Here is a 25,453-nt window from a genome sequence, read left to right as displayed (position 1 = left end):
ATAAATGCGCTAACTATTTGAAAATTAAGATTTCTTTTCTATTTTTGCCGTCCCTTAACCGGGATGTATATCCACCTTGAACGAAGCCCTACTGCTTCGATGGGTGTTAAATTTAAAATAGAAAATGTCAGGTATTATTGGAAAAAAAGTAGGAATGACCAGCATTTTCGACGCCGACGGAAGAAATATTCCGTGTACGGTGATCGAGGCTGGACCTTGTGTAGTGACACAAGTAAAAACCGCAGAGAAAGACGGTTATGTTTCTGTTCAACTAGGCTTTGATGAAGCTAAAGAGAAGAACACCACGCAACCCTTAAAAGGGCACTTTGCAAAAGCAAATACTACACCAAAGCGCAAATTGGTGGAGTTTGCAGAGTTCGAAGAATCATTGAATTTGGGTGATACCGTAACGGTAAACATCTTTAATGAAGGTGATTTTGTAGATGTTGTGGGTACTTCTAAAGGTAAAGGTTTTCAGGGTGTTGTTAAGCGTCACGGCTTTGGCGGTGTAGGTGGACAAACTCATGGTCAGCACAACAGGATGCGTGCGCCAGGTTCACTGGGTGCGTCTTCATATCCGTCGCGTGTATTTAAAGGTATGCGTATGGCCGGAAGAACTGGTGGAGACAGAGTTAAAGTTCAGAACTTGCAGGTTCTGAAAGTGTATGCTGACCAGAATTTAGTTGTAGTAAGCGGGTCAGTACCTGGAGCGAAGGGTTCTTACGTAATCTTAGATAAGTAAGCAGATGGAAGTAAAAGTATTAAACATCTCAGGAAAAGAGACAGGTGCCAAGGTGCAACTTCCTGAGTCGGTCTTCGGAATTACGCCGGTAGATCATGCAATCTATTTGGATGTGAAACAATATCTGGCCAATCAGCGTCAGGGTACACACAAATCGAAGCAACGTAACGAAATAGCAGGTTCAACCCGTAAGTTATACAAGCAAAAAGGAACTGGTGGTGCTCGCGCCGGCAGTATTAAATCTCCATTGTTCAACGGAGGTGGTCGTGTATTCGGTCCTCAGCCGCGCGATTATAGTTTCAAACTGAATAAGAAGTTGAAAGCGCTTGCTCGTAAATCGGCTTTGTCATACAAGGCTCAGGATGCGAACATCGTTGTTTTGGAGTCATTTAATTTTGATTCAGTTAAAACGAAGAACTATGTAAATCTGGTAAGCGCTTTAAATTTAAGCACAGAAAAGACACTGCTTGTTTTGCCGTCCCAGAATAACAATATCTATTTATCAAGCAGAAACATACAGAAAGCTAAGGTAGTTACCGCTGATCAGTTGAATACTTATGATGTATTAAACTGTGGTAAACTTTTGCTTACTACTGACTCTCTTAAAACTTTGGAGGAAGCATTCGCTAAGTAATATGGAACTTTTAAGAAAACCGATATTAACAGAAAAGGCTTCCGCTTTAACAGAGAAGTCTAACCGCTTTACTTTTAAAGTGGATCACAAGGCAAATAAACTGCAGATCAAGCAGGTTATTGAAAAAATGTATGGCGTAAGCGTGCTTGCGGTAAATACAATGGTTGTAGATGGGAAAGTTAAATCCAGAAATACAAAAGCTGGTTTGGTGACAGGTCGCAGCCCGAAATATAAGAAGGCTATTGTAACGCTGAAAGATGGCGAGACAATAGATTATTACGCTAACGTTTAATAAGAATTGAATAAATATAAACTATGGGCTTAAGAAAATTTAAACCAGTTACTCCGGGTACCCGCTTTAGAGTTGGTGCCAGTTTTACGGAGATTACCGCAACCAAGCCCGAAAAATCATTGGTTGTATCTTCTAAGAAATCGGGAGGACGGAACAATACAGGTAAGATGACGATGCGCTATATGGGCGGTGGTCACAAGAGATCTTATCGTTTAATTGATTTTAAACGTGATAAGTTTGATATTCCTGCTACTGTTGCTACTATTGAATACGATCCTAACCGTACAGCACGTATCGCATTATTAAATTATGCTGATGGTGAGAAGCGTTATATTATTGCACCTGAAGGGCTTCAGGTTGGACAAAAGGTTGTTTCAGGCGATACTGCTGCGCCGGAACTAGGCAATACATTGAGACTTGCCAATATCCCTCTGGGTTCAATTATCCACAACGTGGAAATTCATCCGGGGCGTGGTGCGCAATTGGCACGGAGCGCCGGTGCTTATGCACAGCTGGCTGCACGTGATGGCAAATATGCTACTTTAAAAATGCCGTCTGGTGAAACAAGGTTGATATTGGTAACCTGCCTGGCAACAATTGGAACAGTATCCAATTCGGATCACGCTAATGAAGTATTGGGTAAAGCAGGTCGTAAGCGGTGGTTGGGTCGCAGACCTAGAACACGTCCGGTAGCGATGAACCCAGTGGATCACCCGATGGGTGGTGGTGAAGGACGCTCATCTGGAGGTCAGCCGCGGTCAAGAAATGGCATGTATGCTAAAGGGTTCAAAACCAGGACACTGAAAAAATATTCAAATCGTTTCATCATAGAGAAAAGGAAGAAATAATGGCTCGTTCAATTAAAAAAGGACCTTATATTGACCATAACGTAGAGAAAAAAGTTGTCTCTATGAATGATTCAGGAAAGAAGTCCGTCATTAAAACATGGTCACGCAGATCAATGATCTCTCCAGATTTTGTAGGTCATACATTTGCAGTACATAACGGTAATAAGTTTATACCGGTATACGTAACAGAAAACATGGTTGGTCACAAGCTGGGAGAGTTTGCTCCAACCAGAACATTTAGAGGTCACTCTGAAAAGAAAAAATAATTAAGAGATGGAAGCAGTAGCGAAATTAAACAATTGTCCAACCTCACCACGTAAAATGCGTTTGGTTGTAGATCTTATCAGAGGAGAGGGCGTTGAGAAAGCTTTACATATATTAAAGTTTACCAATAAGGAAGCAGCATTGAAGGTTGAAAAATTACTATTGTCTGCAATCAAGAACTGGGAATCCAAGAATGAAGGTTCTCGCCCTGAAGAAAGCCAATTATACGTGAAAACTATAATGGTTGGCGGCGGTCGTCAGTTGAAAAGGTTAAGGCCGGCCCCTCAAGGACGTGGTTATAGAATACGTAAGCGTTCTAATCACGTAACTTTGATCGTAGATAGTAAAAACGTTGAAACTCAAACTAATTAACAGAAATGGGACAAAAAGCACATCCAATAGGTAACAGGTTAGGAATCATCAAAGGTTGGGATTCTAACTGGTTCGGAGGCAACAACTATGCTGATAAATTAGTTGAGGACGAAAAAATAAGAAAATATCTTTCGGCGCGTATCGCAAAAGGCGGGGTAGCTAAAGTAGTTATCGAACGTACGCTTAAGCGCATCACTGTTACAATTCACACGGCGCGTCCAGGTATCGTTATCGGTAAAGCTGGTCAGGAAGTAGATAAAATCAAAGAAGAGTTGAAGAAGCTTACCAAGAAGGAAATTCAAATCAACATCTTTGAAATTAAGCGTCCGGAGCTGGATGCCCAATTGGTTGCAGAAGGCGTAGCAAAGCAGTTGGAGGCCAGGATTTCTTTCCGTAGAGCGATGAAGTCTACTATTGCTTCCACAATGCGTATGGGCGCCGAAGGCATCAAAATTATGACCTCTGGTCGTTTAGGTGGTGCGGAGATGGCGCGTAGCGAACAGTATAAAGAGGGAAGAATTCCTCTGCATACCTTCCGAGCGGATATTGACTATGCTTTGGCCGAGGCTTTAACTACCTACGGTAAGATCGGGGTTAAAGTTTGGATCTGCAAAGGCGAAGTCTATGGAAAACGCGATCTTTCTCCAAACATCGGTGCAGCAAATAATGCTCCTGGTAAGGGCAGACCTGAAGGTGGGTTCGCTGGTGGAAGAGACAGGGATCATCGTGGCGGAGACAGAAGAAACGACAAAGGTCGCGGTGGAAGAGGTCCTGGTCAGTCTGGCCCTGGCGCTGGAAGAGATAACAGAGGCGGAGGTCAAAACAGAGGTCCGCGCAAGTAGTAGTAAACAGATCGTTTAACGATAATATAAGATAAAATGTTACAGCCAAAGAGAACGAAGTTCAGAAAGATGCAAAAGGGCAGAATGAAAGGTTTAGCAACTCGTGGTGCTGAATTGTCATTCGGATCTTTCGGGATTAAATCTTTAGAAGCGACTTGGATAACAAGCCGTCAGATAGAAGCAGCCCGTATTGCGGTAACTCGTTTCATGAAACGTGAAGGCCAGGTTTGGATTAGGATTTTCCCGGATAAGCCGGTTACTAAGAAGCCAGCTGAAGTACGTATGGGTAAAGGTAAAGGTGCTCCTGAATATTGGGTAGCAGTTGTTAGGCCGGGACGCATCATTTTTGAAGCTGAGGGCGTGCCGTTGGAAGTTGCTAAAGAGGCAATGAGACTTGCGGCTCAAAAACTACCTATCCAAACAAAATTTGTAGTACGTAGAGATTACGTAGAAGCATAGAATGATTTTGAGTTGAATGTTGTAAGTAACTTGTTATTATAACCGCTAGGCTCAAACATAAAAACTAATAAGATGAAAAACTCAGAAATCACAGGGCTTTCAAAGGAAGAACTAGTAGCAAGGATTGCAGAAGAAAAGGAAAACTTGGTTAAGTTGAAATTTGCTCACACAATTTCGGCTATTGAGAATCCTTCCAGAATTAAGTTGGTAAGGAAAAACATAGCCCGATTAAACACTGAAGTGACCAGGCGGAAGGCCGAGTCTGCTACTGAAACTAAATAACTTTAGAGTCGAAATGGAAAGACAATTAAGAAAAACAAGAACCGGGTTGGTAGTGAGCAATAAGATGGATAAGTCTGTTGTTGTAGCTGTTGAACGTAAAGTTAAGCACCCGATCTATGGTAAGTTTGTTAAGAAAACTACCAAATTTATGGCTCATGACGAGAAGAATGATTGCGGAATCGGAGATACTGTATTGATCATGGAAACCCGTCCGCTGAGTAAAAACAAGAACTGGAGATTGGTACAAATTTTAGAGAGGGCTAAATAAGATGGTACAACAGGAATCAAGATTAAATGTAGCCGATAATAGCGGTGCAAAGGAAGTGTTGGTAATCCGTGTACTGGGTGGTACCGGAAAACGCTATGCTTCGATTGGTGATAAAATTGTTGTTACCGTAAAAAGCGCGTTGCCTTCAGGAAACATTAAGAAGGGGACAGTTTCTAAAGCAGTTGTTGTTAGAACAAAGAAAGAAATCAGACGTAAGGACGGTTCGTATATCCGCTTTGATGACAATGCCGCAGTATTGCTAAACGCACAGGACGAGCCGCGTGGAACACGTATTTTTGGTCCGGTTGCGAGAGAATTGCGTGAAAAGCAGTTTATGAAGATTGTATCATTAGCACCGGAGGTATTATAACATGAAAAATAAAGTAACTAAACCCAAAGTTAGGATCCGTAAGGGCGACTTAGTAAAGGTTATAGCAGGCGACTCTAAGGGTCAGCAAGGTAAAGTCCTTTCAGTAGATGCAATTAAGAGCAGAGTGCTTGTTGAAGGCGTGAACCTTGTGTCAAAACATACGAAACCTAATGCTGCTACACCTAACGGTGGCATAATTAAAAAGGAAGCTACTCTTCATATTTCCAATGTAGCGCTGATAGATCCTAAAACAGGTGATATTACCCGTGTAGGTAGAAAGCTTAATGCTGATGGAAAGTTAGTTAGGGTTAGTAAAAAATCAGGAGAGGAGATCAAATAATGGCTTACGTACCAAGATTAAAAAGTAAATATAAAGAGGAAATTGTTGTTGCACTGAAAGACAAGTTTAACTATAAAAGTGTAATGCAGGTTCCAAAGTTGGAGAAAATCTCGATCAACCAGGGGGTTGGCCGTTTTTCTGTAACAGACAAGAAGATTGTTGATAGCTCTATTTTGGAGATGACAACCATTTCTGGTCAGCAGGCCGTTGCTGCTAAGTCGAAAAAGGACGTTTCTAACTTCAAGCTTCGTAAAGGTATGCCTGTAGGTGTGCGTGTTACTTTGCGTGATAATAACATGTATGAGTTTTTAGATCGTTTAATTTCCGTAGCTTTGCCACGTATCCGTGATTTCAAAGGAATCAACGATAAAGGTTTCGATGGTAAGGGCAATTATACATTAGGTATTACTGAGCAGATCATTTTCCCTGAGATCAATATAGACAAGATTAATAAGATTCTAGGCATGGATATTACCTTTGTAACGACAGCAACTTCAGACGTTGAAGCACTTGAGTTATTAAAACAGTTTGGATTACCTTTTAAAAATCAAAATACAAATCAATAATGGCAAGAGAAGGAGTAAAAGCCCGCGAAATTAAGCGTCAGAGACTGGTAGCTAAATATGCGGAAAAACGTGCTGAACTTAAAGCTGCCGGCGATTATGAAGGCTTAGATAAGCTGCCGAAGAATTCTTCTCCGGTGCGTTTACATAATCGTTGTAAGTTGACAGGCCGTCCTCGCGGATATATGCGTACTTTCGGTATATCGAGGGTAACGTTTCGTGAGATGGCTCTGGCAGGAAAAATACCAGGGGTCAGAAAGGCTAGCTGGTAAGACCATAGCACAAAGCGTACAAAGTAATTAACAGATAGCAGGTCGTCCTGAATGGTCGGGAAGGAAACCACTATCACAATTTAATAAAACATGAATACAGATCCAATAGCGGATTATCTTACAAGAGTAAGAAATGCCATTAAGGCAAATCACAGAATCGTAGAGATTCCTGCATCGAACATCAAAAAGGAAATTACAAAAGTGCTTTTTGATAAGGGTTATATCGCTAACTATAAGTTCGAAGATACGACAGCTCAAGGAATTATTAAGATTGCGTTGAAGTATAATGCGATTACCAAAGTGTCTGCGATCCGTACCTTGGTACGTGTTAGTAAGCCGGGATTAAGGCAGTATGCTGGCGTTGAGAACATGCCTCGGGTATTGAACGGCCTGGGCATCGCTATCTTATCCACTTCAAAAGGGGTTATGACCGATAAAGAGGCAGCTAAATTAAATGTTGGTGGTGAGGTTTTGTGTCACGTTTACTAATTAGGAGGAATACGAAATGTCAAGAATAGGAAAAGCCCCAATAAATATCCCCGCAGGTGTCACCGTTACGGTAGCTAATGATAACGTAGTAACCGTAAAGGGACCTAAAGGAGAATTATCGCAAGCAGTAGATAGAGATATCACTGTAAAGCAAGAAGATGGTGTACTCACAGTACAGCGTCCTTCAGAGCAAAAAAGACACAAAGCTTTGCACGGGTTATATCGCTCCTTGTTGAATAACATGGTAGTTGGCGTTACAGACGGCTTCAAGTTAGAACAGGAATTGGTAGGCGTGGGTTATCGTGCAACAAATCAGGGAAATACTTTGGACCTTGTTTTAGGTTTCTCTCACCATTATGTGTTTCAGTTGCCGCAGGAAGTGAAGGTTACTACGACTTCTGAGAAAGGTCAGACACCTAAGATCATTCTGGAAAGTATAGATAAGCAACTTATCGGACAAGTAGCTGCAAAGATACGGTCATTGCGTGCGCCAGAGCCATATAAAGGTAAAGGTATCAAGTTCGTAGGTGAGGTGTTAAGAAGAAAAGCAGGTAAATCAGCTTCTAAAAAATAGTAATCATGGCAGGAAAGAAAATATCTCGTAGAGATCGTATAAAAAAAGGAATCAGGAAAAAATTAGTTGGTTCTGAAAGTCGTCCACGCTTATCAGTATATAGAAGCAATAAAGGTATCTATGCTCAGGTTATTAACGATGTAACTGGTAGCACAATCGTGTCAGCTTCGTCTTTATCTAAAGATTTTTCCGGATCTGGAAGTAAATCTGAACAGTCTGTGGCTGTAGGTAAGTTGGTTGCTGAGAAAGCTATCGCAGCTGGAGTTAAAGAGGTTGTTTTCGACAGAAATGGTTATCTATACCATGGTCGCGTAAAGTCCCTTGCTGAAGGTGCCCGAGAAGCTGGTTTAATATTTTAATTTTAAATAGTATAAGAATGTCAACTATTAATATAAAAAGAGTTAAGACTAGCGAAATCGAATTGAAAGATCGTTTGGTTAGCATACAGAGGGTAGCTAAGGTTACAAAAGGCGGACGTACATTCAGTTTTTCTGCGATTGTGGTTGTCGGTGACGAGAACGGCATTGTTGGCTATGGTCTAGGCAAGGCAAAGGAGGTAACTGAGGCGATTGCGAAGGGTGTAGACGACGCTAAAAAGAACTTGGTAAAAGTGCCCCTTTTAAATGGAACAGTTCCTCATGAGCAAATTGGTAAGTTCTCAGGTGGTTTTGTGCTGATTAAGCCTGCTGCTGTGGGTACCGGGGTTATTGCCGGTGGTGCGATGCGCGCAGTTTTGGAAAGTGCAGGCGTTCACAACGTATTAGCAAAGTCTAAGGGTTCATCAAATCCACACAACGTGGTTAAGGCTACCGTTGATGCGTTAACAAAGATGCGTGATGCATATACGGTTGCTCAGCACCGTGGTGTTGATTTAAATAAAGTTTTTAACGGATAATACTATGGCTAAGATAAAGATAACCCAGATAAAAAGCGTTATAGACAGAAGCGAAAGACAAAAGCGTACAATGCAAGCGCTTGGTTTAACTAAATTGAATCAAAGCGTAGAAGTTGAAGCCAATGCTGCTATCATTGGAATGGTAAAGAAGGTTAACCATTTGGTCGCTGTAGAAAGTATATAATTTTTATAATAGGGTTGCAAATATGAGTTATATAACTAGATTTGCAACCTTTATGTTTAACCGCTACCCTGATTAGTGAAAGCGAAGGGTAGCCTAATGAGTTTCAAAATGAACTTAAGTAATTTAAAACCTGCATCAGGATCTATTAAAAACAGTAAAAGGATTGGTCGCGGTACCGGTTCGGGTAGAGGTGGCACTTCTACTCGCGGACATAAGGGTGCGGGCTCCCGCTCCGGCCACTCAACCAAGATTGGTTTTGAAGGAGGACAAATGCCTTTACAGCGTCGCGTTCCTAAAGTTGGTTTCAAGCCAATAAATCGTGTTGAGTATGTGGGTGTCAATTTGGATGTTCTTCAGCAGCTTGCTGAAAAATTTAATTTGACGGTTCTTGATTTTAATACCTTACAACAGCATGGTTTGGCTTCCAAGAACGATCTAGTTAAGATCTTAGGTCGTGGTGAAGTTAAAGCTAAATTGGATGTGAAAGCACATGCTTTTTCAGCAAGTGCTCAGAAGGCAATTGAGGCTGCCGGAGGCTCAATCGAAAAATTGTAATTAATGAAAAAGCTGTTTACTACTTTAAGTAATATCTGGAAAATCGACGAATTGAGGGAACGTATTGTGTTTACGTTTATCATTTTGTTGATCTACAGATTCGTGTCGCATGTGGTTTTGCCGGGTGTCGATGCTAATTTATTAGGAGATAATCAAAAGTCCGGTCTTTTAGGGCTGTTAGATATGTTCGCCGGGGGATCTTTCTCGCGGGTATCTATTTTGGCATTAGGTGTTATGCCATATATTTCCGCTTCAATCGTAGTTCAGCTGTTAGGTATTGCTGTTCCTTCTTTTCAAAAGATGCAGAAAGAGGGAGAGAGTGGCCGGAAGAAGCTTAATCAGATTACACGCTATCTTACTGTTGCTATCACTGCTGTGCAGGCAGTAGGATATGTGAAGACCCAGGTGCCTCAGGAAGCCATTGTTATTGACCACACCTGGTTTTTAATACTGGCTACATTTGTGCTGGCTGCTGGAACATTGTTTGTCATGTGGCTTGGTGAGAAAATCACAGATAAAGGCATTGGTAATGGTATATCACTCATTATCATGGTAGGGATTATCGCGCGTTTGCCTGTTGCCTTAGTACAAGAAGTGAATTCCAGGTTTATTGGGGAGGGTGGTCCTATAGCATTGGTGATTGAGATTGTGGCCCTGTTCGCGGTTGTGATGTTTACAATAATGATCGTACAGGGTGTGAGAAAGGTTCCAGTTCAATATGCTAAAAGAATCGTTGGAAACAGGCAATTTGGTGGTATCCGTCAATATATCCCGCTGAAAGTTAATGCCGCGGGTGTAATGCCAATTATTTTTGCGCAGGCGTTGATGTTTATTCCCGCAACGCTAACCCAGTTTTTCCCATCATTACAGGAGACTTGGCTTATTCAATTTAGTGACTACACTTCTTTGGCCTACAGTCTTACTTTTGCGTTCTTGATTATTGCATTTACTTTCTTTTATACAGCCATCACAGTTAACCCTACGCAGATGTCTGATGACATGAAGAAGAATGGTGGCTTTATTCCAGGAATTAAACCTGGTGTCTCCACGTCTTCTTTCATTGATGATGTGATATCAAAAATTACTTTTCCAGGAGCTATATTTCTAGCGATTATTGCTATACTTCCTTCAATCGCAGTGAAGTTTGGTATAAAAGCGGAATTTGCTCAATTCTACGGCGGCACCTCGCTGCTCATTTTAGTAGGCGTTGTATTGGATACCTTACAACAGATTGAAAGTTACCTTTTGATGCGTCACTATGATGGGTTGATGAAGACGGGCCGTGTTACAGGCAGAACCGCCGCGCCAGTTGCAGGTGGTACCGGGGCCATTGTTTAAGATGGCTAGAGTATATTATAAAACTTCTGAGGAAATTGAACTGATCAGGGCTAGTTCCCTGTTAGTATCTAGGACCTTGGCGGAGGTAGCCAAGCTTATTTCACCAGGAGTTACTACGTTGGAATTGAATCGGATCGCTGAAGCATTTATAAGGGATCATGGCGCAATTCCAGCGTTTTTAAACTATAACGGCTTTCCTTACTCGTTGTGCATTTCCCCTAATGATCAGGTAGTTCATGGTTTTCCAAGTGATTATATCATCCAGGAGGGCGATATTATATCTGTAGATTGCGGGGTTGTAAAGGATGGATATTATGGTGATTCTGCTTACACCTTCTCTATAGGCGAGATCAGTGATGAAAAGCGAAAGCTTCTTGAGGTAACCAGACAGTGCCTTGATAACGGTATTCAAAAGGCAGTTGTTGGTTCGCGAGTTGGCGATATCGGTTTCGCGATCCAGGAACTGGCCGAAGCTAATGGCTATGGTGTAGTAAGAGAGCTGGTAGGCCACGGTGTAGGCATCAAGTTGCATGAGAAGCCGGAGGTTCCAAATTATGGCAAGAGAGGCTCTGGTATTAAGTTGGAAGAAGGGATGGTGATCGCAATAGAGCCTATGATAAATGCAGGTACCCCAGCTGTTAAGTTCTGGTCGGATGGTTGGACGGTAACGACTAAGGACAATAGGCCGTCGGCCCACTTTGAACATACCGTTGCTGTTAAGCGCGGTAGCGCGGACGTCTTATCGACGTTCAGTTTGATCGAGGAAGTTTTAAAAGAAAAAAAGTGATTATTTAAAAATTTTTATTAATTTTGCATCCCTATTTAACGGTAGCTAATTAAGTAAAAATCAATATTATATGGCTAAACAGGCCTCGATTGAACAAGACGGAGTAATAAAGGAAGCGTTATCGAATGCTATGTTCCGGGTAGAGCTGGAAAACGGGCATGAGATTATTGCACATATTTCGGGTAAGATGCGGATGCATTATATAAAAATTTTACCCGGGGATAAAGTTAAGTTGGAGATGTCGCCTTACGATTTATCAAAAGGCAGGATTACTTATAGATATAAATAAAAATGAAAGTTAGGTCATCAATTAAAAAGCGTAGCGCAGATTGTAAGGTTATTCGTCGTAAAGGTAAGCTTTACGTGATCAACAAGAAAAACCCTAAATACAAGCAGCGTCAGGGTTAAGAACTTATTTAAAGTATGATTGGGTTAAATGTACAGGTTACTCAATCTGTCGTTTAGTCAAATAATCAAACACTAGTATAAATATGGCAAGGATATCAGGTATTGATTTACCAAGAAACAAAAGAGGTGAAATTGGGTTAACTTATATTTTCGGTATAGGAAGATCAACTGCTCAGCGTATATTGTCTGAGGCAGGAATTGATTTCAATAAAAAGGTGCAGGATTGGTCAGATGATGAGCTTTCTGCTATTCGTACAATTATCAACGACGGCGTAAAAGTAGAGGGGGCTCTGCGTTCGGAAGTGCAGTTGAATATTAAGCGTCTGATGGATATAGGCTGTTACCGCGGTTTACGTCACAGAAAGGGCTTGCCTGTTCGGGGTCAGCGTACTAAAAATAATTCTCGTACCCGTAAAGGAAAGAGGAAAACAGTTGCAAACAAGAAAAAGGCTACTAAATAAGAGTAGTACCTAATAAGATTATGGCTAAAAGTAAAAAAGTTACCAAAAAGCGGATTGTTGTGATTGAGCCTGTAGGACAGGCGCATATCAATGCTACTTTTAACAACATCATCGTTACCTTAACCAACGTAAACGGTCAGACGATTTCGTGGTCATCTGCAGGTAAGATGGGATTCAAGGGTTCTAAGAAGAATACACCGTATGCAGCCGGTCAGGCCGCTTCAGATTGCGGTAAAGTAGCTTTTGATTTAGGACTTCGTAAAGTAGATGTTTTCGTAAAGGGTCCTGGTTCCGGACGCGAGTCTGCTATCAGAACATTGCAGGTTGCCGGTTTGGAAGTGACCTCAATTAAGGATATCACACCGCTTCCACATAATGGTTGCAGGCCTCCAAAAAAGAGAAGAGTTTAATTTATATTTTTTTAAAGCTAAGAGTCTGCGGTTATAGACTGCATGATACTTTAAAACAACAACTATGGCAAGATATACCGGACCTAAGTCCAAAATAGCCCGTAAGTTCAGAGAGCCGATTTTTGGCCCTGATAAAGTTCTGGATAGAAAGAATTATCCTCCAGGTCAGCATGGCGTCTCTAAGCGTAGAGGTAAGCAATCAGAATATGCTGTCCAGTTAATGGAGAAGCAAAAGGTTAAGTACACCTACGGAGTGTTAGAACGTCAATTCCGTAACCTATTTACTAAAGCTTCATCTAAGTCTGGTATCACAGGAGATAATTTATTACAGCTTCTTGAAGCGCGTTTAGATAATACTGTATACAGACTGGGAATTGCTCCAACTCGTGCCGGTGCACGTCAGCTGGTGAGTCACAAGCATATCACTGTCAACGGCGAAGTTGTGAACATCCCGTCTTATCAGTTGAGAGCAGGAGATGTCGTTGCAGTTCGCGAAAAATCTAAGAGCCTGGAGTCGATTACTAATTCAGTTGCAGGCCGGGTGATTAACAAGTTCAATTGGTTGGACTGGGATGCGGCTGATTTGTCAGGTAAATTTTTAGCATATCCAAATCGTGACGAGATTCCTGAAAATATTAAAGAAAACCTAATAGTAGAGTTATACTCTAAGTAATAAAGAATTGATTGCCTTAGGGCAATTAATTCTTGTTTGCACAAATTAATAACGATCTAAAAACATTATAAATGGCAATCTTAGCTTTTCAAAAACCCGATAAGGTGATCATGCAGAAATCGACTGATTTCGACGGTACATTTGAATTTCGTCCATTAGAACCTGGTTTCGGTGTAACAATTGGTAATGCCTTGAGGAGAATCTTACTTTCTTCTTTGGAGGGTTATGCCATTACGAGCATTCGTTTTTCTGGCGTTTCTCATGAGTTTTCTACTATCAAAGGTGTTGTTGAGGATCTTACTGAAATTATCCTGAACCTTAAGCAGGTTCGTTTTAAGAAGGTGGGTGATTCAGGTGATACAGAAAAGATATTTATTGTGATAAGCGCACAAGACCAGTTTCTTGCCGGCGATATCACGAGGTTCTCAAATAATTTCGAAGTGCTAAATCCTGATTTTGTAATATGCAATATGGAGAAGTCTGTCACTTTGGAAGTTGAGATGACGATTAACAAGGGCCGCGGTTATGTGCCGGCAGAAGAAAATAAGGTCAGTGATGCGGTTGTTGGGGTGATTGCTATTGATTCTATCTTCACACCGATGAAGAACGTGAAGTATACGATCGAGAATTATCGTGTAGAACAAAAAACGGATTACGAAAAGTTAGTTTTAGATATCTCCACCGATGGTTCTATCCATCCTGAAGAGGCACTCAAGGAGGCAGCTAAGATTTTAATTCAGCACTTTATGCTGTTCTCTGACGAGAATCTTGTTTTGGAGTCTCAGGCTAAGGAGGAAACCAAGGAAGTGGATGAAGAGATCCTACATATGCGTAAGATACTCAAGACTGAGCTGGTAGACTTAGATTTGTCTGTGAGAGCCCTTAACTGTTTGAAGGCCGCCGACATTAGAACTTTAGCGGATTTAGTCTCATATGATGTGGCTGACATGCTTAAGTTCAGGAACTTTGGCAAAAAATCTCTCACTGAAATTCAGGAACTCGTTAAGTCTAAGAGTTTGTCTTTCGGTATGAACCTGGCCAAATTCAAATTAGACGAGGAATAGGCTTTAAGTTAATTAACTATATTATAAATAGCGTATAATTCCCTCGTATTAGATTCAAAGAGACGGTATACGCTGAAACATTAAAAAATGAGACACGGTAAAAAAGTAAACCACTTAGGAAGAACAGATTCACATAGAAAGGCAATGTTGGCCAACATGGCTTCCTCGCTTATTAAACATAAAAGAATCACAACTACTTTGGCTAAAGCAAAGGCGTTGCGTACATATGTTGAACCTATTATTACAAAGTCTAAAAATGATACTACGCATTCTCGTCGTGTAGTTTTTGGATATTTGCAAGACAAGGAAACGGTGACTGAGTTATTCCGGGATGTTGCTGCTAAGGTTGCGAATCGCCCTGGGGGTTATACAAGGATCATTAAGCTAAATAATCGATTGGGTGACAATGCGGAAATGGCATTAATCGAACTTGTTGATTATAATGAAGTTTACGGTAAAGATACTGCGGTAGTTGAGAAGAAGACAACTAGACGTGGTAGAAGTAAAGCCAAGAAGTCTGAATCAGTTGCGAACGCCGTGGTTGCTGAAGCTTCGACAGAAGCTGCCGCAGCTGAAGCTGACGAGACTAAGGACTCTGAAAATACAAATGAGAACAAAGGAGAATAGGAGATAGATATTCTATTCTAAAAATGCCCCATTCTTTTGAGTGGGGCATTTTTTTTATGTTTAGTTTTGCAGGAAATGTGTTGCAGATGATTGATCCCGAAATATTTGAAGAGTTCCGTATAAGAATTCACCAGGTTGTTGCTAGTGAGGCCTTCGTGAAGGCTTCCTTGGGTAATTACCATGGGATAGAGCCTGAGTTAAAAAAAATTTATATCCGGCCAGTTTTAATTAAGGGTCATAAGATGTTGGCGTTTACATATCGCTATAAAACCAGGGATATATTCAAGAATTTTTTTGTTGACGAGGGCATAGCGCTGTTGGAGCAGTTTGTAGTTAGTGGATTTCGGATATGCACTGTTTTAAGCACTTCTGGCGAGTTTGTATTGGAGGTGAATAAGAAGGGAAAGGTTTCTTTGCGTGAGTCGCAGAGTGACCTCACCCGGGAGGTTAGTCTTAGCCATGACCGTTTTAAAAAACGGTTGATTGAATCTGGCCCGAATCAGCTATATCTAACACAGTTAGGGCTTACAGATAAGTCAGGCAAGGTTCTCAAATCAGGGCAGGATAAGTATAGGCAGATTAACAGATATATAGAGATACTTGATAGTTTGGTGTGTTCTGTGCCTTCTGGATCTATAAAGCATGTTTGTGACATGGGTTCGGGCAAGGGATATCTTACTTTTGCTTTATATGACTATCTTATTAATGTGCGCAAGCTGGATGTTAGTGTCACGGGAGTTGAATACAGAGCCGATCTTGTAGCCTTATGTAATAATATAGCTGAGAAGGCTTCCTTTGATAAATTGAGGTTTGTGGAGGGCACGATTGCTGAGTTCTCTTCTGACTCAGTTGACCTTTTAATAGCGTTGCATGCCTGCGACACGGCGACCGATGATGCGATAATAAAAGGTATAAGGTGTGGGGCTCAACTGGTTGTTGTAGCACCCTGTTGCCATAAGCAGGTCCGCAGACAGATGGAGAAGGTTAAGGTCCGAAATCATCTGTCACCCCTGACCAGGCATGGGGTCTTTATGGACCGGCAGTCAGAGATGTTAACAGATGCTATCCGGGTTCTTATTTTGGAATATTTTGGATATAGAGTTAAAGTTATAGAGTTTATCTCTGACGTTCATACACCTAAGAATGTGTTGATTGCAGGCGTGAAAGGGAATGTATCCGTAGCTCGTAAGGCTGCTATTTTAGAAGATTTGACAGCACTTAAGAGATACTTCGGCATTACTGAACACTATTTGGAAAGGGCATTTCTGCAGCAATAGCTGTCATCCTGTCATATATCAACGTGTTTGCAAATAGCTGCGCTAGGTTCATGCCGTTCCCGTGCCCTTTTTGTCTGACAAAAGTCTATTGGCACATTGCTTGTTATTATCTGGCAAACAAAGATTTCTAACATTAAAGATATAATTAGGATGTCAAAGATTATTGGTATAGACTTAGGAACAACAAATTCTTGTGTTTCTGTGATGGAGGGGAATGAACCTGTTGTGATCGCCAACAGTGAAGGTAAAAGAACTACGCCTTCAATTGTGGCTTTTGCAGAAAATGGCGAGCGTAAAGTAGGGGAGCCGGCAAAACGGCAGGCTATAACGAACCCAACTAAGACGATTTCCTCTATAAAGCGTTTTATGGGGAGCAGTTTTGCTGAGGTTACAAAGGAAGCTACACGAGTTCCTTATAAACTTGTTAAAGGAGATAACAATACTCCCAGAGTTGAGATTGACGACCGGAAATATACTCCTCAGGAGATATCCGCAATGATTCTGCAGAAGATGAAAAAAACGGCCGAGGATTTCCTAGGTCAGGAGGTCTCTGAAGCTGTAATCACTGTGCCAGCATATTTTAATGATGCCCAAAGGCAAGCCACTAAGGAAGCGGGAGAAATCGCTGGGTTGAATGTGAAGCGTATTATTAATGAACCAACTGCGGCTGCATTGGCTTATGGTCTTGATAAGGCGCATAAGGACATGAAGATTGTTGTGTTTGACTGTGGTGGTGGTACACATGATGTGTCAGTTTTGGAATTAGGCGATGGCGTTTTTGAAGTAAAATCTACCGACGGAGATACGCATTTGGGTGGAGACGACTTTGATCATGTGATCATTGAATGGCTGGCAGAAGAATTTAAGACTGAAAACGGAATGGATCTTCATCAGGACCCGATGGCGCTTCAGCGCTTGAAGGAAGCTGCTGAAAAGGCTAAAATTGAACTTTCCAGCACAACTACAACTGAGATCAACTTACCTTATATTACTGCCGATGCGACAGGGCCGAAACATTTGGTGCGGTCGTTAAGCCGCGCAAAATTTGAGCAATTGGCTTCAGATCTTGTAAATCGTACGATCGAACCATGTAAATCGGCTTTAAAAAATGCTGGCTTGAAAACCAGTGATATAGATGAGATTATATTAGTTGGTGGTTCGACACGTATTCCTGCTATTCAAGACGCTGTAAAGGCGTTCTTCGGGAAAGAGCCGTCTAAGGGTGTGAACCCTGATGAGGTTGTGGCAATCGGTGCAGCAATTCAGGGAGGGGTTCTTACGGGAGAAGTAAAAGACGTTTTGCTTCTTGATGTTACGCCGCTATCATTAGGTATCGAAACTATGGGTGGTGTGATGACTAAGCTCATTGAAGCCAACACTACTATTCCGTCTAAGAAAGCGGAAACGTTCTCAACAGCTGCAGATAATCAGCCATCGGTGGAAATACATATTCTCCAAGGCGAGCGTCCAATGGCAGCTCAAAACCGGACCATTGGTAGGTTTATCTTGGATGGTATTCCACCTGCGCCTAGGGGAGTTCCACAGATTGAGGTTGCTTTCGATATAGATGCAAACGGTATTTTACATGTTAGCGCAAAAGATAAGGCAACTGGAAAGGAACAAAAGATACGTATCGAGGCGTCCTCCGGATTGACTGATGAGGAAATCAAACGTATGAAGGAGGAGGCAGAAAGAAATGCAGAATCTGATAAAGCTGCCAAAGAAGAAGCAGAGAAAATTAACAGTGCGGATGCATTGATTTTCTCCACAGAGAAGCAGCTTAAAGAGTTCGGCGATAAACTGTCTGCGGATAAAAAGTCGACCATCGAAGCTGGTCTACAAAAGCTGAAGGATGCTCATGCTGCCAGAAACTTCGCAGATATCGATTCTGCCCAACAAGAACTTCAGGCAGCTTGGAATGCCGCTTCGGAAGAAATGTATAAGGCAGGTCAGGAACCTGGTGCTCCGGCCGGAGATTCGGCGTCTGGTCAGCCACAGGATGGCGCAGGCAACGGAGGTGATAATGTTACTGATGTTGATTTCGAAGAAGTTAAAGACGATAAAAAGTAATCAAAAAAAGCCCCAGGATATTCCCGGGGCTTTTTTTTTGTAAACGCTCTTTTTAGTTCCAGAGACTTTCCGGGTATGTGCCCTCGCTTATTAAAGCATTGATGCTGTCCTGCACAAATGGCTTATCTTCTTTATAAGTTACGCCAAACCACTGGCTGTCTGTGGGAATTACCTTAAAACTTGCCTGGCCTGACTTGACTAACGTTTCTCCAATCAATGGAATAAAAAATTCCGCTTTAGGTTTGTCCTTATTCTCAAGCGCAAAGGTTCTGAACATATTCTCCGTGTACGGGAAAACGGCGGGCGTAAATCCCCAGAAATTCATAGAGACAGGGGTTTCATAACTCAGAGGATGCTCTACCTCATTCTCCAGATAAACGATCGTGTTCTCTTTTTTATATACTTGGGTCCGTTCAGTAATATCTTCAAGGAACCCTGCTTCATTGGTTTTGCATACGCCGCGCGACACCGATCCGAATTCAGAAAGCGTTTTACCAATCTGATATCCGACAATGGCATACCTCTGATCATCCGTTTCAGCTGTAAGAAAATGGGCCATTTTTTCGAATGCGTCAAAGCCGTAGAAATCATCAGCATTGATAACGCAAAACGGTTCTTTTACAACCTTTCTTCCAGAAAGAATGGCATGAGCAGTTCCCCAGGGTTTCTCACGAGGTATTTCTTCTTCAATTCCGAATTGCTTCAAGTCGAAATTCTGGAACACATAGTCCACCTCTATCCTGTCCTTCAATTTGGGATCAAAGATTGATTTAAAGTTTTCGTGGAATTCCTCCTTTATAATAAAAACAACCTTACCAAAACCGGCTCTGATTGCGTCAAAAATTGAGTAGTCTATAATTGTTTCTCCATTGGGGCCGAAGCCATCTATCTGCTTCATGCTTCCGTACCGGCTTGCCATTCCGGCTGCCAGTATTAGTAAAGTTGGTTTCATTTGTTAAATTTATTTTAATGTGCTCAGGCTTGTACTATTTACCGTAGGTGAAGTCATGATTGTTCTGGATGTTTAATAGTGAATGATAAATCAAACTGATCACGTTATCTACGTCTTCTTTATGGATCATTTCTACCGTCGTGTGCATATATCTCAGCGGTAATGATATAAGTGCCGACGGAACACCTCCGTTAGAATACGCAAATGCGTCCGTATCGGTGCCTGTAGATCTTGACGAGGCCTGGCGTTGGAAAGGTATGCTGTTTTCCTGAGCTGTTTTGATCAGGAGCTTATTTAGATTCGTTTGTACAGCCGGTGCATATGAAACAACCGGACCTTTTCCGCAAGCTAAGTCGCCCTGGGTAATTTTATTAATCATAGGGGTAGAGGTGTCGTGCGTTACGTCTGTAACGATAGCGACATTAGGCTTGATACGTTGAGCAATCATTTCTGCGCCGCGCAAACCAATTTCTTCCTGTACCGAGTTGACGATATAAAGTCCGAAAGGCAATTCCTTTTTATTCTCCTTGAGCAAACGAGCTACCTCGGCGATCATAAAACCGCCCGCTCTGTTATCAAGAGCCCTTCCTACGTAATATCTGTCATTGAGCACCATAAACTCGTCCTCATAGGTTATCACACAGCCTACATGAATTCCTAATTGTTCGACTTCCTCTCTTGAGGTACATCCGCAATCGAGAAAAATGTTTTTTAATGCTGGAGCTTCCTCTTTTTCACCATTGCGGGTATGTATTGCAGGCCAACCGAATACGGCTTTTACCAATCCCTTTTCTGTATGGATGTTTACGCGCTTTGATGGCGCTATCTGATGATCAGAACCACCATTTCTTATTACATATATCAATCCTTCAGCGGTAATATAGTTCACAAACCATGATATCTCGTCTGCGTGGGCCTCAATTACAACCTTGAAGTCGGCTTTAGGGTTTATCACACCGACGGCAGTTCCGTAGCTGTCTATAAAACTTTCGTCGACGTATGGCGCGAGGTAATCTAACCATAGTTTCTGACCTGGGTATTCAAATCCGGTTGGAGATGGGTTATTGATATAATTTTCAAAAAATTTTAACGATTCATCAGTCACTACTGATAAGTGTTTCGGTTTTTCTTCATCTTTCATTTTGTTCATTTTATAGGTGTCTTCAAGAATGTAACTATAATGGAATATTTCCGTGTTTTTTTCGCGGAAGGTTTACTGTTTTGTTTTCAAGCATTTTAAAACCTTTGATCAGTTTCAAGCGGGTTTCAGAAGGTTCAATTACTTCGTCTACAAACCCACGTTCCGCGGCTCTGTAAGGGTTAGCAAAGATATCGGAATATAGCCGTTCTTTTTCTAACCATTTTTCCTCCGGAGATTCAGCTGTAGAAATTTCTCTCTTGAATATAATTTCGGCTGCGCCTTTTGCTCCCATCACAGCAATTTCGGCACTCGGCCAAGCATAATTCAGATCAGCACCAATATGCTTCGAGTTCATTACATCATAAGCACCACCGTAAGCCTTTCTGGTAATTACGGTTATTCTAGGAACAGTAGCTTCGCTAAAAGCGTAAAGCAGTTTAGCCCCGTTTGTGATGATACCGTTCCATTCCTGATCAGTCCCTGGCAGGAAGCCAGGAACATCTTCTAACACGAGAAGCGGAATGTTAAAACAGTCGCAGAACCTTACGAACCGCGCAGCTTTGACCGATGCACTATTGTCTAAAACCCCGGCTAAGTATGCGGGCTGGTTTGCCACGATGCCCATACTTCGTCCTGCGAGTCTGGCGAAACCCACGACGATATTCTCCGCATAGTTTTTGTGTACCTCCAAAAAGCTGTCAGGGTCAGCCAGCTCATCAATAATTTCCCTGACATCATACGGTTGGTTAACACTTTCAGGCATAAGACCATTAAGGGCCTCGCGGCGCTCGTCGTTCGCGATGTATTCTAAGACGGGGGGTAAATCTTCACAATTTTGAGGGATGTAACTTAAAACCCGCTTAAGATACCCTATAGCTTCCATTTCGTTGCCACAAGCGAAGTGGGTAACGCCGGATTTGGTAGCATGAGTAGAAGCTCCGCCCAGCTCTTCAGACGTCACTTCTTCGTGAGTAACGGTTTTCACTACATTTGGCCCAGTCACAAACATATAGGATGTCTGCTCAACCATAAATATGAAGTCCGTAATTGCAGGCGAATAGACTGCTCCTCCAGCGCAGGGCCCCATGATGGCCGATAACTGTGGCACGACCCCGGATGCCTGTACATTTCTGTAAAAGATGTCGGCATATCCGCCTAGGGAAACCACGCCCTCTTGAATCCGTGCGCCACCGCTGTCATTCAAGCCGATAAGAGGTGCACCATTCTTCATGGCCATGTCCATAAGTTTGCAGATCTTTTCTGCATGGGTTTCAGACAGCGACCCGCCAAATACCGTAAAATCCTGCGAAAACACATATACCAATCTTCCCGATATAGTTCCATATCCCGTAACTACACCATCGCCGAGATACTTTTCGCGGTCCATCCCAAAATCAGCGCTACGATGTGTCACGAACATACCGATCTCCTCGAAAGTATTTTCATCCAGCAAAAAATGAATGCGTTCACGTGCTGTCAGCTTGCCCTTTCGGTGTTGGTTCTCGATTCTTGCAGTGCCACCCCCCTGAAGCGCCAAAGCCCGTTTCTGCCCTAATTCCTCAATCTTATTTTGCATTTCAAATAATTCGTGGTTAGAAAATTTATGTTAAACCTTAAATGCATTACTTTTGCAGGCCAAGTTAACTTAATATCAAGAATTGATGAAATTTAGAGCGTTAGTATTATTATTTAGTTTATTATCCTTTGCAGGCCAGCTAAAAGCGCAAGGCGAAGGTGACGAAAAACCGATGAAGTTTAACGGCATGGAATTTAAATCCGCGGACTCGCTTTTCTACATCAATTTCAGGTTCCGTATGCAGAACAGGGTAGGCTACTATAGCAATGCCCCTAAAGAGTTGGGCGTTAGCGAGTGGGACGCCAGAGTGAGACGGCTGAGGCTAAGAGGCGATGGATATATTCTGGGAAAGCAACTTGGCTATAGCTTTCAGTTATCGTTCTCGCGGGGCGATCAGGATATCGACAACACCGGAATTTCAAATATTGTGAGAGACGCGGTGATATTCTACAACTTCAGCGACAGATTTTATATTGCTTTTGGTCAGAACAAGCTTCCCGGTAACAGGCAGCGTGTGAACTCTTCAGGGCAGCTACAGTTTGCAGAACGTTCAATTGTTAACTCCGCACTTACCATCGACCGCGACTTCGGAATTAAGGCCTATTACAATAATTTTATAGGCAACGCAGTATATCACATCAAAGGGGCAATAAGCACCGGCGAGGGAAGGTCCGTCAATACGACCGACAAGGGCTTAGCTTATACAGGCAGAGTCGAATTTTTACCCTTCGGCAATTTTAAAAACGGGGGAGATTATTCGGAGGGGGATTTAGAAAGAGAGGAAAAGCCAAAGCTGAGCATCGCGGGTGGTTATTCTTTTAATAAGGCGACAACGAATACTGGCGGACAACTTGGCGAAGACCTTTTCTCGCCGGTTGACATGGGAACTCTTATGCTCGATGCCATATTCAAATACCAGGGCTGGGCTTTCTCGGTTGAGCATATGAACCGTCAGGTTGATAACCCTTTAACGTTCAACGATGATGACGAACTAAGTTATGCATTCGAAGGAAGCGGTACGAACTATCAGGGCTCGTACGTTTTCAGAAACAATGTTGAGACTGCCTTCAGATATTCAAATCTAAAGCCTTCTCAGGATATCGCTATCTACAAAAATCGCCGCGAAGTTCTTGAACTTGGACTCAGCAAATATCTGAGAGGGCACAAAGTGAAAGCCCAGTTGAATATCAATTACAATGTTGATGATAACAACTTCAGTTTCTCAAATCAGGATAATAATTGGGGCGCAATATTTCAGATTGAACTGGGGATTTAACTAAAACCGGTCGCGCCGTTACAAATATTTTACAGCGAAATGTTGAATTAGTAATTTACAGAAACTATTTTTGGAAAATCGCAAGAAAAATATGATGTTCCTTAGAAAGTATTATTTTCTGATAGTTATATTATTTCTTTCTATCTTTTCAACCAAGATGGCTATCTCTGGTGCGCCCGTTTTCTTCACTCATATAGATAAAGATATCATGATCTCCGTGATCATGCAGATCGAACAGGAGCACAGCACAGACGGCGAAGGAAAAACTGGGTTGAAATTTATTGAATATAAGTTAATTGATTTTTATCATAGTCATGTATACACCTCACTGATCGGTGAGGTAAGTGCTTCAAAAAGCTTTATAGAACACTTCAAACGGTATGTAAGCCCGTACTACCCTTCGGTTCCTACGCCTCCTCCAAACCGGTGCTAACACCCGAGTCATCTCGTCGATCGACGAGAAGTGTACTCTTTTGTCAACCGTTAGAGGAAAAAATCCAGCAATTTTTCAATTGCAGTTAAAAGTAATTAGATACCGATGAAACAAGAAAATTCAATCTTTTCAAGATTTGAAGTGAAGAAATATATTTTAACAAAAAATTTAAAGAAGGACCTGCCCTCCAGTATCGTGGTATTCCTCGTAGCGCTGCCTTTGTGTCTGGGCATAGCCCTCGCATCAGGAGCGCCCCTGTTCGCCGGACTGTTAACCGGCGTAATTGGCGGAATTGTGGTAGCGAGCGTAAGCGGCTCCCAGCTAAGTGTGAGCGGGCCAGCGGCAGGGTTAACCGCAATCGTTCTTGGGGCTATTACTCAATTAGGCGCATACCAAACGTTTTTGCTTGCAGTTGTGCTTGCCGGGGGAATTCAGCTTATCCTTGGTTTTCTTAAAGGTGGAACGATAGGGAATTACTTTCCGTCGAGCGTTATTGAGGGCATGCTCGCCGCGATAGGTTTAACGTTAATCCTTAAACAATTACCCCACGCACTCGGGGTAGATTCCGATTTTTTTGGTGATGAGAGTTTTGTGCAGAGCGATAATGAAAATACGTTTTCAGCAATCACAAGTGCATTCAGTAATTTCGGATTGGCCGCCATTATAATCAGCAGTATTTCTATCGCCATATTACTTCTTTGGCCTAAGTTCAAGAAGCTGGCGCTTGTGCCTGCTCCCTTGGTTGTCGTTATTGTAGGTGTTTTGCTGGTTATAGCTTTTCGAGGAACACCCTATGCGCTTGATGCTAAACACATGGTTGAGATTCCGGTAGTAAACAGTTTCTCGGAATTTTTAGGCTTGTTCACCATGCCCGATTTCTCGCAGATAACCAACTCACAGGTTTGGGTGGTCGCATTTACTATAGCTATCGTAGCTAGTTTGGAAACCTTGCTTAGTATCGAAGCGATCGACAAGATCGACCCGATCAAACGCGTTTCACCTACTAATCGCGAATTGATGGCTCAGGGAACTGGTAACATCGTGAGTGGAATGTTAGGAGGTTTACCCATGACCTCAGTAATTGTGCGCAGTTCAGCCAATGTAAATTCGGGCGGGCGTACTAAAATGTCGGCCATTTTTCATGGTTGCTGGCTACTGTTATCGCTTCTCTTCATTCCAGGTATCATAAATATGATTCCGCTGGCGTGTTTGGCCGCTATATTATTGGTTACAGGTTATAAACTTGCACGCATTGAACTATTTAAGCATATGTATCACAAAGGTTGGGACCAGTTCGTTCCGTTTGTAGTTACCATTATTGCCGTTTTGCTCACCGACCTGCTCAAAGGAGTGGCCGTCGGAATGCTTTTCTCCGTGTTCTATTTGCTTCGGACCAATATGAGGAATCCGTATTTTTATAAAATACATGCAGAAGGCAATAAGAAAAATCTGCGCATAAAGTTAGCGGAAGAGGTTTCATTTTTAAATAAAGCCGCTATTCAGGTTGTGCTGAATAAAATACCAAAAGAGACCAATGTAGTTATAGATGGAACCAATTCGCGTTATATAGATCCTGATGTGCTGGAGACGATTTTCAATTTTAAGCATAATGCCTACACTAAAGGCATTATCGTAACTTTGGAGAACGTAAAAAAGCAATACATTGTGCCAAAACTAAATGATAAATTCATAGAAGAAATTAAAAATTAAGATAT

General features: G+C 42.0%; 37 protein-coding genes. 34 read left to right on the top strand and 3 right to left on the bottom strand.

Annotated elements, in window-relative coordinates; translation table 11 throughout:
• The first annotated feature begins 124 nt into the window (after window positions 1-124).
• The 31 genes from rplC to dnaK all read left to right on the top strand — a co-directional run bounded on the left by rplC (window position 125) and on the right by dnaK (window position 18,360).
• Window positions 125-742 carry a 50S ribosomal protein L3 gene (gene rplC, locus QEP07_RS08010; RefSeq protein ID WP_256003828.1) on the top strand — a complete coding sequence of 206 codons (618 nt, stop codon included), beginning with the start codon at window positions 125-127 and terminating at the stop codon, window positions 740-742.
• A gap of 4 nt (window positions 743-746) precedes the next feature.
• Complete coding sequence (rplD, locus tag QEP07_RS08005; RefSeq protein WP_256003829.1) at window positions 747-1,376, top strand: 50S ribosomal protein L4; 630 nt, start codon at window positions 747-749, stop codon at window positions 1,374-1,376.
• 1 nt (window position 1,377) lies between these two features.
• The gene (gene rplW, locus QEP07_RS08000; RefSeq protein WP_285009352.1) at window positions 1,378-1,668 is read left to right on the top strand and encodes a 50S ribosomal protein L23; all 291 of its coding nucleotides are present in this window, start codon (window positions 1,378-1,380) and stop codon (window positions 1,666-1,668) included.
• A gap of 23 nt (window positions 1,669-1,691) precedes the next feature.
• On the top strand, window positions 1,692-2,516 hold the full coding sequence (gene rplB, locus QEP07_RS07995) for a 50S ribosomal protein L2 (protein WP_256003833.1): 825 nt from the start codon (window positions 1,692-1,694) through the stop codon (window positions 2,514-2,516).
• Window positions 2,516-2,782, top strand: a complete 267-nt coding sequence (gene rpsS, locus QEP07_RS07990; protein ID WP_008244581.1) for a 30S ribosomal protein S19 — start codon at window positions 2,516-2,518, stop codon at window positions 2,780-2,782. Before rplB ends, rpsS begins: the two co-directional genes overlap by 1 nt.
• A 7-nt stretch (window positions 2,783-2,789) precedes the next feature.
• Window positions 2,790-3,152, top strand: a complete 363-nt coding sequence (gene rplV, locus QEP07_RS07985; protein ID WP_256003836.1) for a 50S ribosomal protein L22 — start codon at window positions 2,790-2,792, stop codon at window positions 3,150-3,152.
• Window positions 3,153-3,157: 5 nt separating this feature from the next.
• On the top strand, window positions 3,158-3,994 hold the full coding sequence (gene rpsC, locus QEP07_RS07980) for a 30S ribosomal protein S3 (protein ID WP_256003839.1): 837 nt from the start codon (window positions 3,158-3,160) through the stop codon (window positions 3,992-3,994).
• A gap of 36 nt (window positions 3,995-4,030) precedes the next feature.
• Window positions 4,031-4,453, top strand: a complete 423-nt coding sequence (gene rplP, locus QEP07_RS07975; RefSeq protein ID WP_041878515.1) for a 50S ribosomal protein L16 — start codon at window positions 4,031-4,033, stop codon at window positions 4,451-4,453.
• Window positions 4,454-4,525: 72 nt separating this feature from the next.
• Complete coding sequence (gene rpmC, locus QEP07_RS07970) at window positions 4,526-4,735, top strand: 50S ribosomal protein L29 (protein WP_256003840.1); 210 nt, start codon at window positions 4,526-4,528, stop codon at window positions 4,733-4,735.
• A gap of 13 nt (window positions 4,736-4,748) precedes the next feature.
• Entirely contained in the window at window positions 4,749-5,003 is a 255-nt protein-coding gene (rpsQ, locus tag QEP07_RS07965; protein WP_133556531.1) for a 30S ribosomal protein S17, read from the top strand.
• 1 nt (window position 5,004) lies between these two features.
• The gene (gene rplN, locus QEP07_RS07960) at window positions 5,005-5,373 is read left to right on the top strand and encodes a 50S ribosomal protein L14 (protein ID WP_008244575.1); all 369 of its coding nucleotides are present in this window, start codon (window positions 5,005-5,007) and stop codon (window positions 5,371-5,373) included.
• Window position 5,374: 1 nt separating this feature from the next.
• The gene (gene rplX, locus QEP07_RS07955; RefSeq protein ID WP_256003842.1) at window positions 5,375-5,713 is read left to right on the top strand and encodes a 50S ribosomal protein L24; all 339 of its coding nucleotides are present in this window, start codon (window positions 5,375-5,377) and stop codon (window positions 5,711-5,713) included.
• Window positions 5,713-6,279 carry a 50S ribosomal protein L5 gene (gene rplE, locus QEP07_RS07950; protein WP_256003844.1) on the top strand — a complete coding sequence of 189 codons (567 nt, stop codon included), beginning with the start codon at window positions 5,713-5,715 and terminating at the stop codon, window positions 6,277-6,279. Before rplX ends, rplE begins: the two co-directional genes overlap by 1 nt.
• On the top strand, window positions 6,279-6,548 hold the full coding sequence (gene rpsN, locus QEP07_RS07945) for a 30S ribosomal protein S14 (RefSeq protein ID WP_256003846.1): 270 nt from the start codon (window positions 6,279-6,281) through the stop codon (window positions 6,546-6,548). The genes rplE and rpsN overlap by 1 nt, the downstream gene beginning before the upstream one ends.
• Window positions 6,549-6,638: 90 nt before the next feature.
• A complete protein-coding gene (rpsH, locus tag QEP07_RS07940) occupies window positions 6,639-7,037 on the top strand; it encodes a 30S ribosomal protein S8 (protein WP_256003849.1) in 399 nt (132 codons plus the stop codon).
• Between the two features lie 16 nt (window positions 7,038-7,053).
• On the top strand, window positions 7,054-7,611 hold the full coding sequence (gene rplF / locus QEP07_RS07935; protein WP_256003852.1) for a 50S ribosomal protein L6: 558 nt from the start codon (window positions 7,054-7,056) through the stop codon (window positions 7,609-7,611).
• Between the two features lie 5 nt (window positions 7,612-7,616).
• Window positions 7,617-7,970, top strand: a complete 354-nt coding sequence (gene rplR / locus QEP07_RS07930) for a 50S ribosomal protein L18 (protein ID WP_256003854.1) — start codon at window positions 7,617-7,619, stop codon at window positions 7,968-7,970.
• Window positions 7,971-7,987: 17 nt separating this feature from the next.
• A complete protein-coding gene (gene rpsE / locus QEP07_RS07925; RefSeq protein ID WP_256003856.1) occupies window positions 7,988-8,506 on the top strand; it encodes a 30S ribosomal protein S5 in 519 nt (172 codons plus the stop codon).
• A gap of 4 nt (window positions 8,507-8,510) precedes the next feature.
• Window positions 8,511-8,690: a 50S ribosomal protein L30 gene (rpmD, locus tag QEP07_RS07920; protein ID WP_256003858.1), complete on the top strand. Its 180-nt coding sequence runs from the start codon at window positions 8,511-8,513 to the stop codon at window positions 8,688-8,690.
• Window positions 8,691-8,798: 108 nt separating this feature from the next.
• Complete coding sequence (gene rplO, locus QEP07_RS07915) at window positions 8,799-9,245, top strand: 50S ribosomal protein L15 (protein ID WP_256003860.1); 447 nt, start codon at window positions 8,799-8,801, stop codon at window positions 9,243-9,245.
• A 3-nt stretch (window positions 9,246-9,248) separates the two neighbouring features.
• Window positions 9,249-10,583 (top strand): preprotein translocase subunit SecY, encoded by a 1,335-nt coding sequence (gene secY, locus QEP07_RS07910; protein ID WP_256003863.1) that lies wholly within the window; start codon window positions 9,249-9,251, stop codon window positions 10,581-10,583.
• A 1-nt stretch (window position 10,584) separates the two neighbouring features.
• Complete coding sequence (gene map / locus QEP07_RS07905) at window positions 10,585-11,370, top strand: type I methionyl aminopeptidase (RefSeq protein WP_285009351.1); 786 nt, start codon at window positions 10,585-10,587, stop codon at window positions 11,368-11,370.
• A 70-nt stretch (window positions 11,371-11,440) separates the two neighbouring features.
• Window positions 11,441-11,659: a translation initiation factor IF-1 gene (infA, locus tag QEP07_RS07900; protein ID WP_048907428.1), complete on the top strand. Its 219-nt coding sequence runs from the start codon at window positions 11,441-11,443 to the stop codon at window positions 11,657-11,659.
• A gap of 2 nt (window positions 11,660-11,661) precedes the next feature.
• Window positions 11,662-11,778 carry a 50S ribosomal protein L36 gene (rpmJ, locus tag QEP07_RS07895; RefSeq protein ID WP_107214554.1) on the top strand — a complete coding sequence of 39 codons (117 nt, stop codon included), beginning with the start codon at window positions 11,662-11,664 and terminating at the stop codon, window positions 11,776-11,778.
• 83 nt (window positions 11,779-11,861) lie between these two features.
• Window positions 11,862-12,239: a 30S ribosomal protein S13 gene (rpsM, locus tag QEP07_RS07890; RefSeq protein WP_256003868.1), complete on the top strand. Its 378-nt coding sequence runs from the start codon at window positions 11,862-11,864 to the stop codon at window positions 12,237-12,239.
• 20 nt (window positions 12,240-12,259) lie between these two features.
• Window positions 12,260-12,649: a 30S ribosomal protein S11 gene (gene rpsK / locus QEP07_RS07885; RefSeq protein ID WP_256003869.1), complete on the top strand. Its 390-nt coding sequence runs from the start codon at window positions 12,260-12,262 to the stop codon at window positions 12,647-12,649.
• Between the two features lie 64 nt (window positions 12,650-12,713).
• Complete coding sequence (gene rpsD, locus QEP07_RS07880) at window positions 12,714-13,322, top strand: 30S ribosomal protein S4 (RefSeq protein ID WP_256003870.1); 609 nt, start codon at window positions 12,714-12,716, stop codon at window positions 13,320-13,322.
• Between the two features lie 71 nt (window positions 13,323-13,393).
• Window positions 13,394-14,386 carry a DNA-directed RNA polymerase subunit alpha gene (locus tag QEP07_RS07875; RefSeq protein WP_256003871.1) on the top strand — a complete coding sequence of 331 codons (993 nt, stop codon included), beginning with the start codon at window positions 13,394-13,396 and terminating at the stop codon, window positions 14,384-14,386.
• 87 nt (window positions 14,387-14,473) lie between these two features.
• Entirely contained in the window at window positions 14,474-15,013 is a 540-nt protein-coding gene (rplQ, locus tag QEP07_RS07870; protein WP_256003872.1) for a 50S ribosomal protein L17, read from the top strand.
• 86 nt (window positions 15,014-15,099) lie between these two features.
• Window positions 15,100-16,290, top strand: a complete 1,191-nt coding sequence (locus QEP07_RS07865; RefSeq protein ID WP_285009350.1) for a class I SAM-dependent methyltransferase — start codon at window positions 15,100-15,102, stop codon at window positions 16,288-16,290.
• Between the two features lie 150 nt (window positions 16,291-16,440).
• A complete protein-coding gene (gene dnaK / locus QEP07_RS07860; protein ID WP_256003877.1) occupies window positions 16,441-18,360 on the top strand; it encodes a molecular chaperone DnaK in 1,920 nt (639 codons plus the stop codon).
• Between the two features lie 52 nt (window positions 18,361-18,412).
• Here dnaK and QEP07_RS07855 read toward each other — a convergent pair whose 3' ends face one another.
• From QEP07_RS07855 to QEP07_RS07845, 3 genes are read right to left on the bottom strand one after another with little or no spacing between them, the layout of a single operon-like run.
• Window positions 18,413-19,312, bottom strand: coding sequence for a nucleotidyltransferase family protein (locus QEP07_RS07855; protein WP_256003879.1), 900 nt, complete (start codon window positions 19,310-19,312; stop codon window positions 18,413-18,415).
• Window positions 19,313-19,346: 34 nt separating this feature from the next.
• Window positions 19,347-20,462, bottom strand: coding sequence for a M42 family metallopeptidase (locus tag QEP07_RS07850; protein ID WP_285009349.1), 1,116 nt, complete (start codon window positions 20,460-20,462; stop codon window positions 19,347-19,349).
• Window positions 20,463-20,487: 25 nt separating this feature from the next.
• The gene (locus QEP07_RS07845) at window positions 20,488-22,029 is read right to left on the bottom strand and encodes an acyl-CoA carboxylase subunit beta (RefSeq protein WP_285009348.1); all 1,542 of its coding nucleotides are present in this window, start codon (window positions 22,027-22,029) and stop codon (window positions 20,488-20,490) included.
• Between the two features lie 85 nt (window positions 22,030-22,114).
• Here QEP07_RS07845 and QEP07_RS07840 point away from each other — a divergent pair, with 85 nt between their 5' ends.
• The 3 genes from QEP07_RS07840 (at window position 22,115) to QEP07_RS07830 (ending at window position 25,448) form a co-directional block, all read left to right on the top strand.
• Window positions 22,115-23,305 (top strand): porin, encoded by a 1,191-nt coding sequence (locus tag QEP07_RS07840; protein WP_285009347.1) that lies wholly within the window; start codon window positions 22,115-22,117, stop codon window positions 23,303-23,305.
• Window positions 23,306-23,396: 91 nt separating this feature from the next.
• The gene (locus QEP07_RS07835) at window positions 23,397-23,738 is read left to right on the top strand and encodes a hypothetical protein (protein ID WP_285009346.1); all 342 of its coding nucleotides are present in this window, start codon (window positions 23,397-23,399) and stop codon (window positions 23,736-23,738) included.
• Window positions 23,739-23,843: 105 nt separating this feature from the next.
• The gene (locus tag QEP07_RS07830) at window positions 23,844-25,448 is read left to right on the top strand and encodes a SulP family inorganic anion transporter (RefSeq protein ID WP_285009345.1); all 1,605 of its coding nucleotides are present in this window, start codon (window positions 23,844-23,846) and stop codon (window positions 25,446-25,448) included.
• Window positions 25,449-25,453: the final 5 nt, after the last annotated feature.

The organism is Pedobacter faecalis, assembly GCF_030182585.1.
In the GTDB taxonomy this organism is placed as follows: domain Bacteria; phylum Bacteroidota; class Bacteroidia; order Sphingobacteriales; family Sphingobacteriaceae; genus Pedobacter; species Pedobacter faecalis.
The sequence above is the reverse complement of the archived record's forward strand: the minus strand, read 5'-3'. Positions and strand labels throughout refer to the sequence as shown.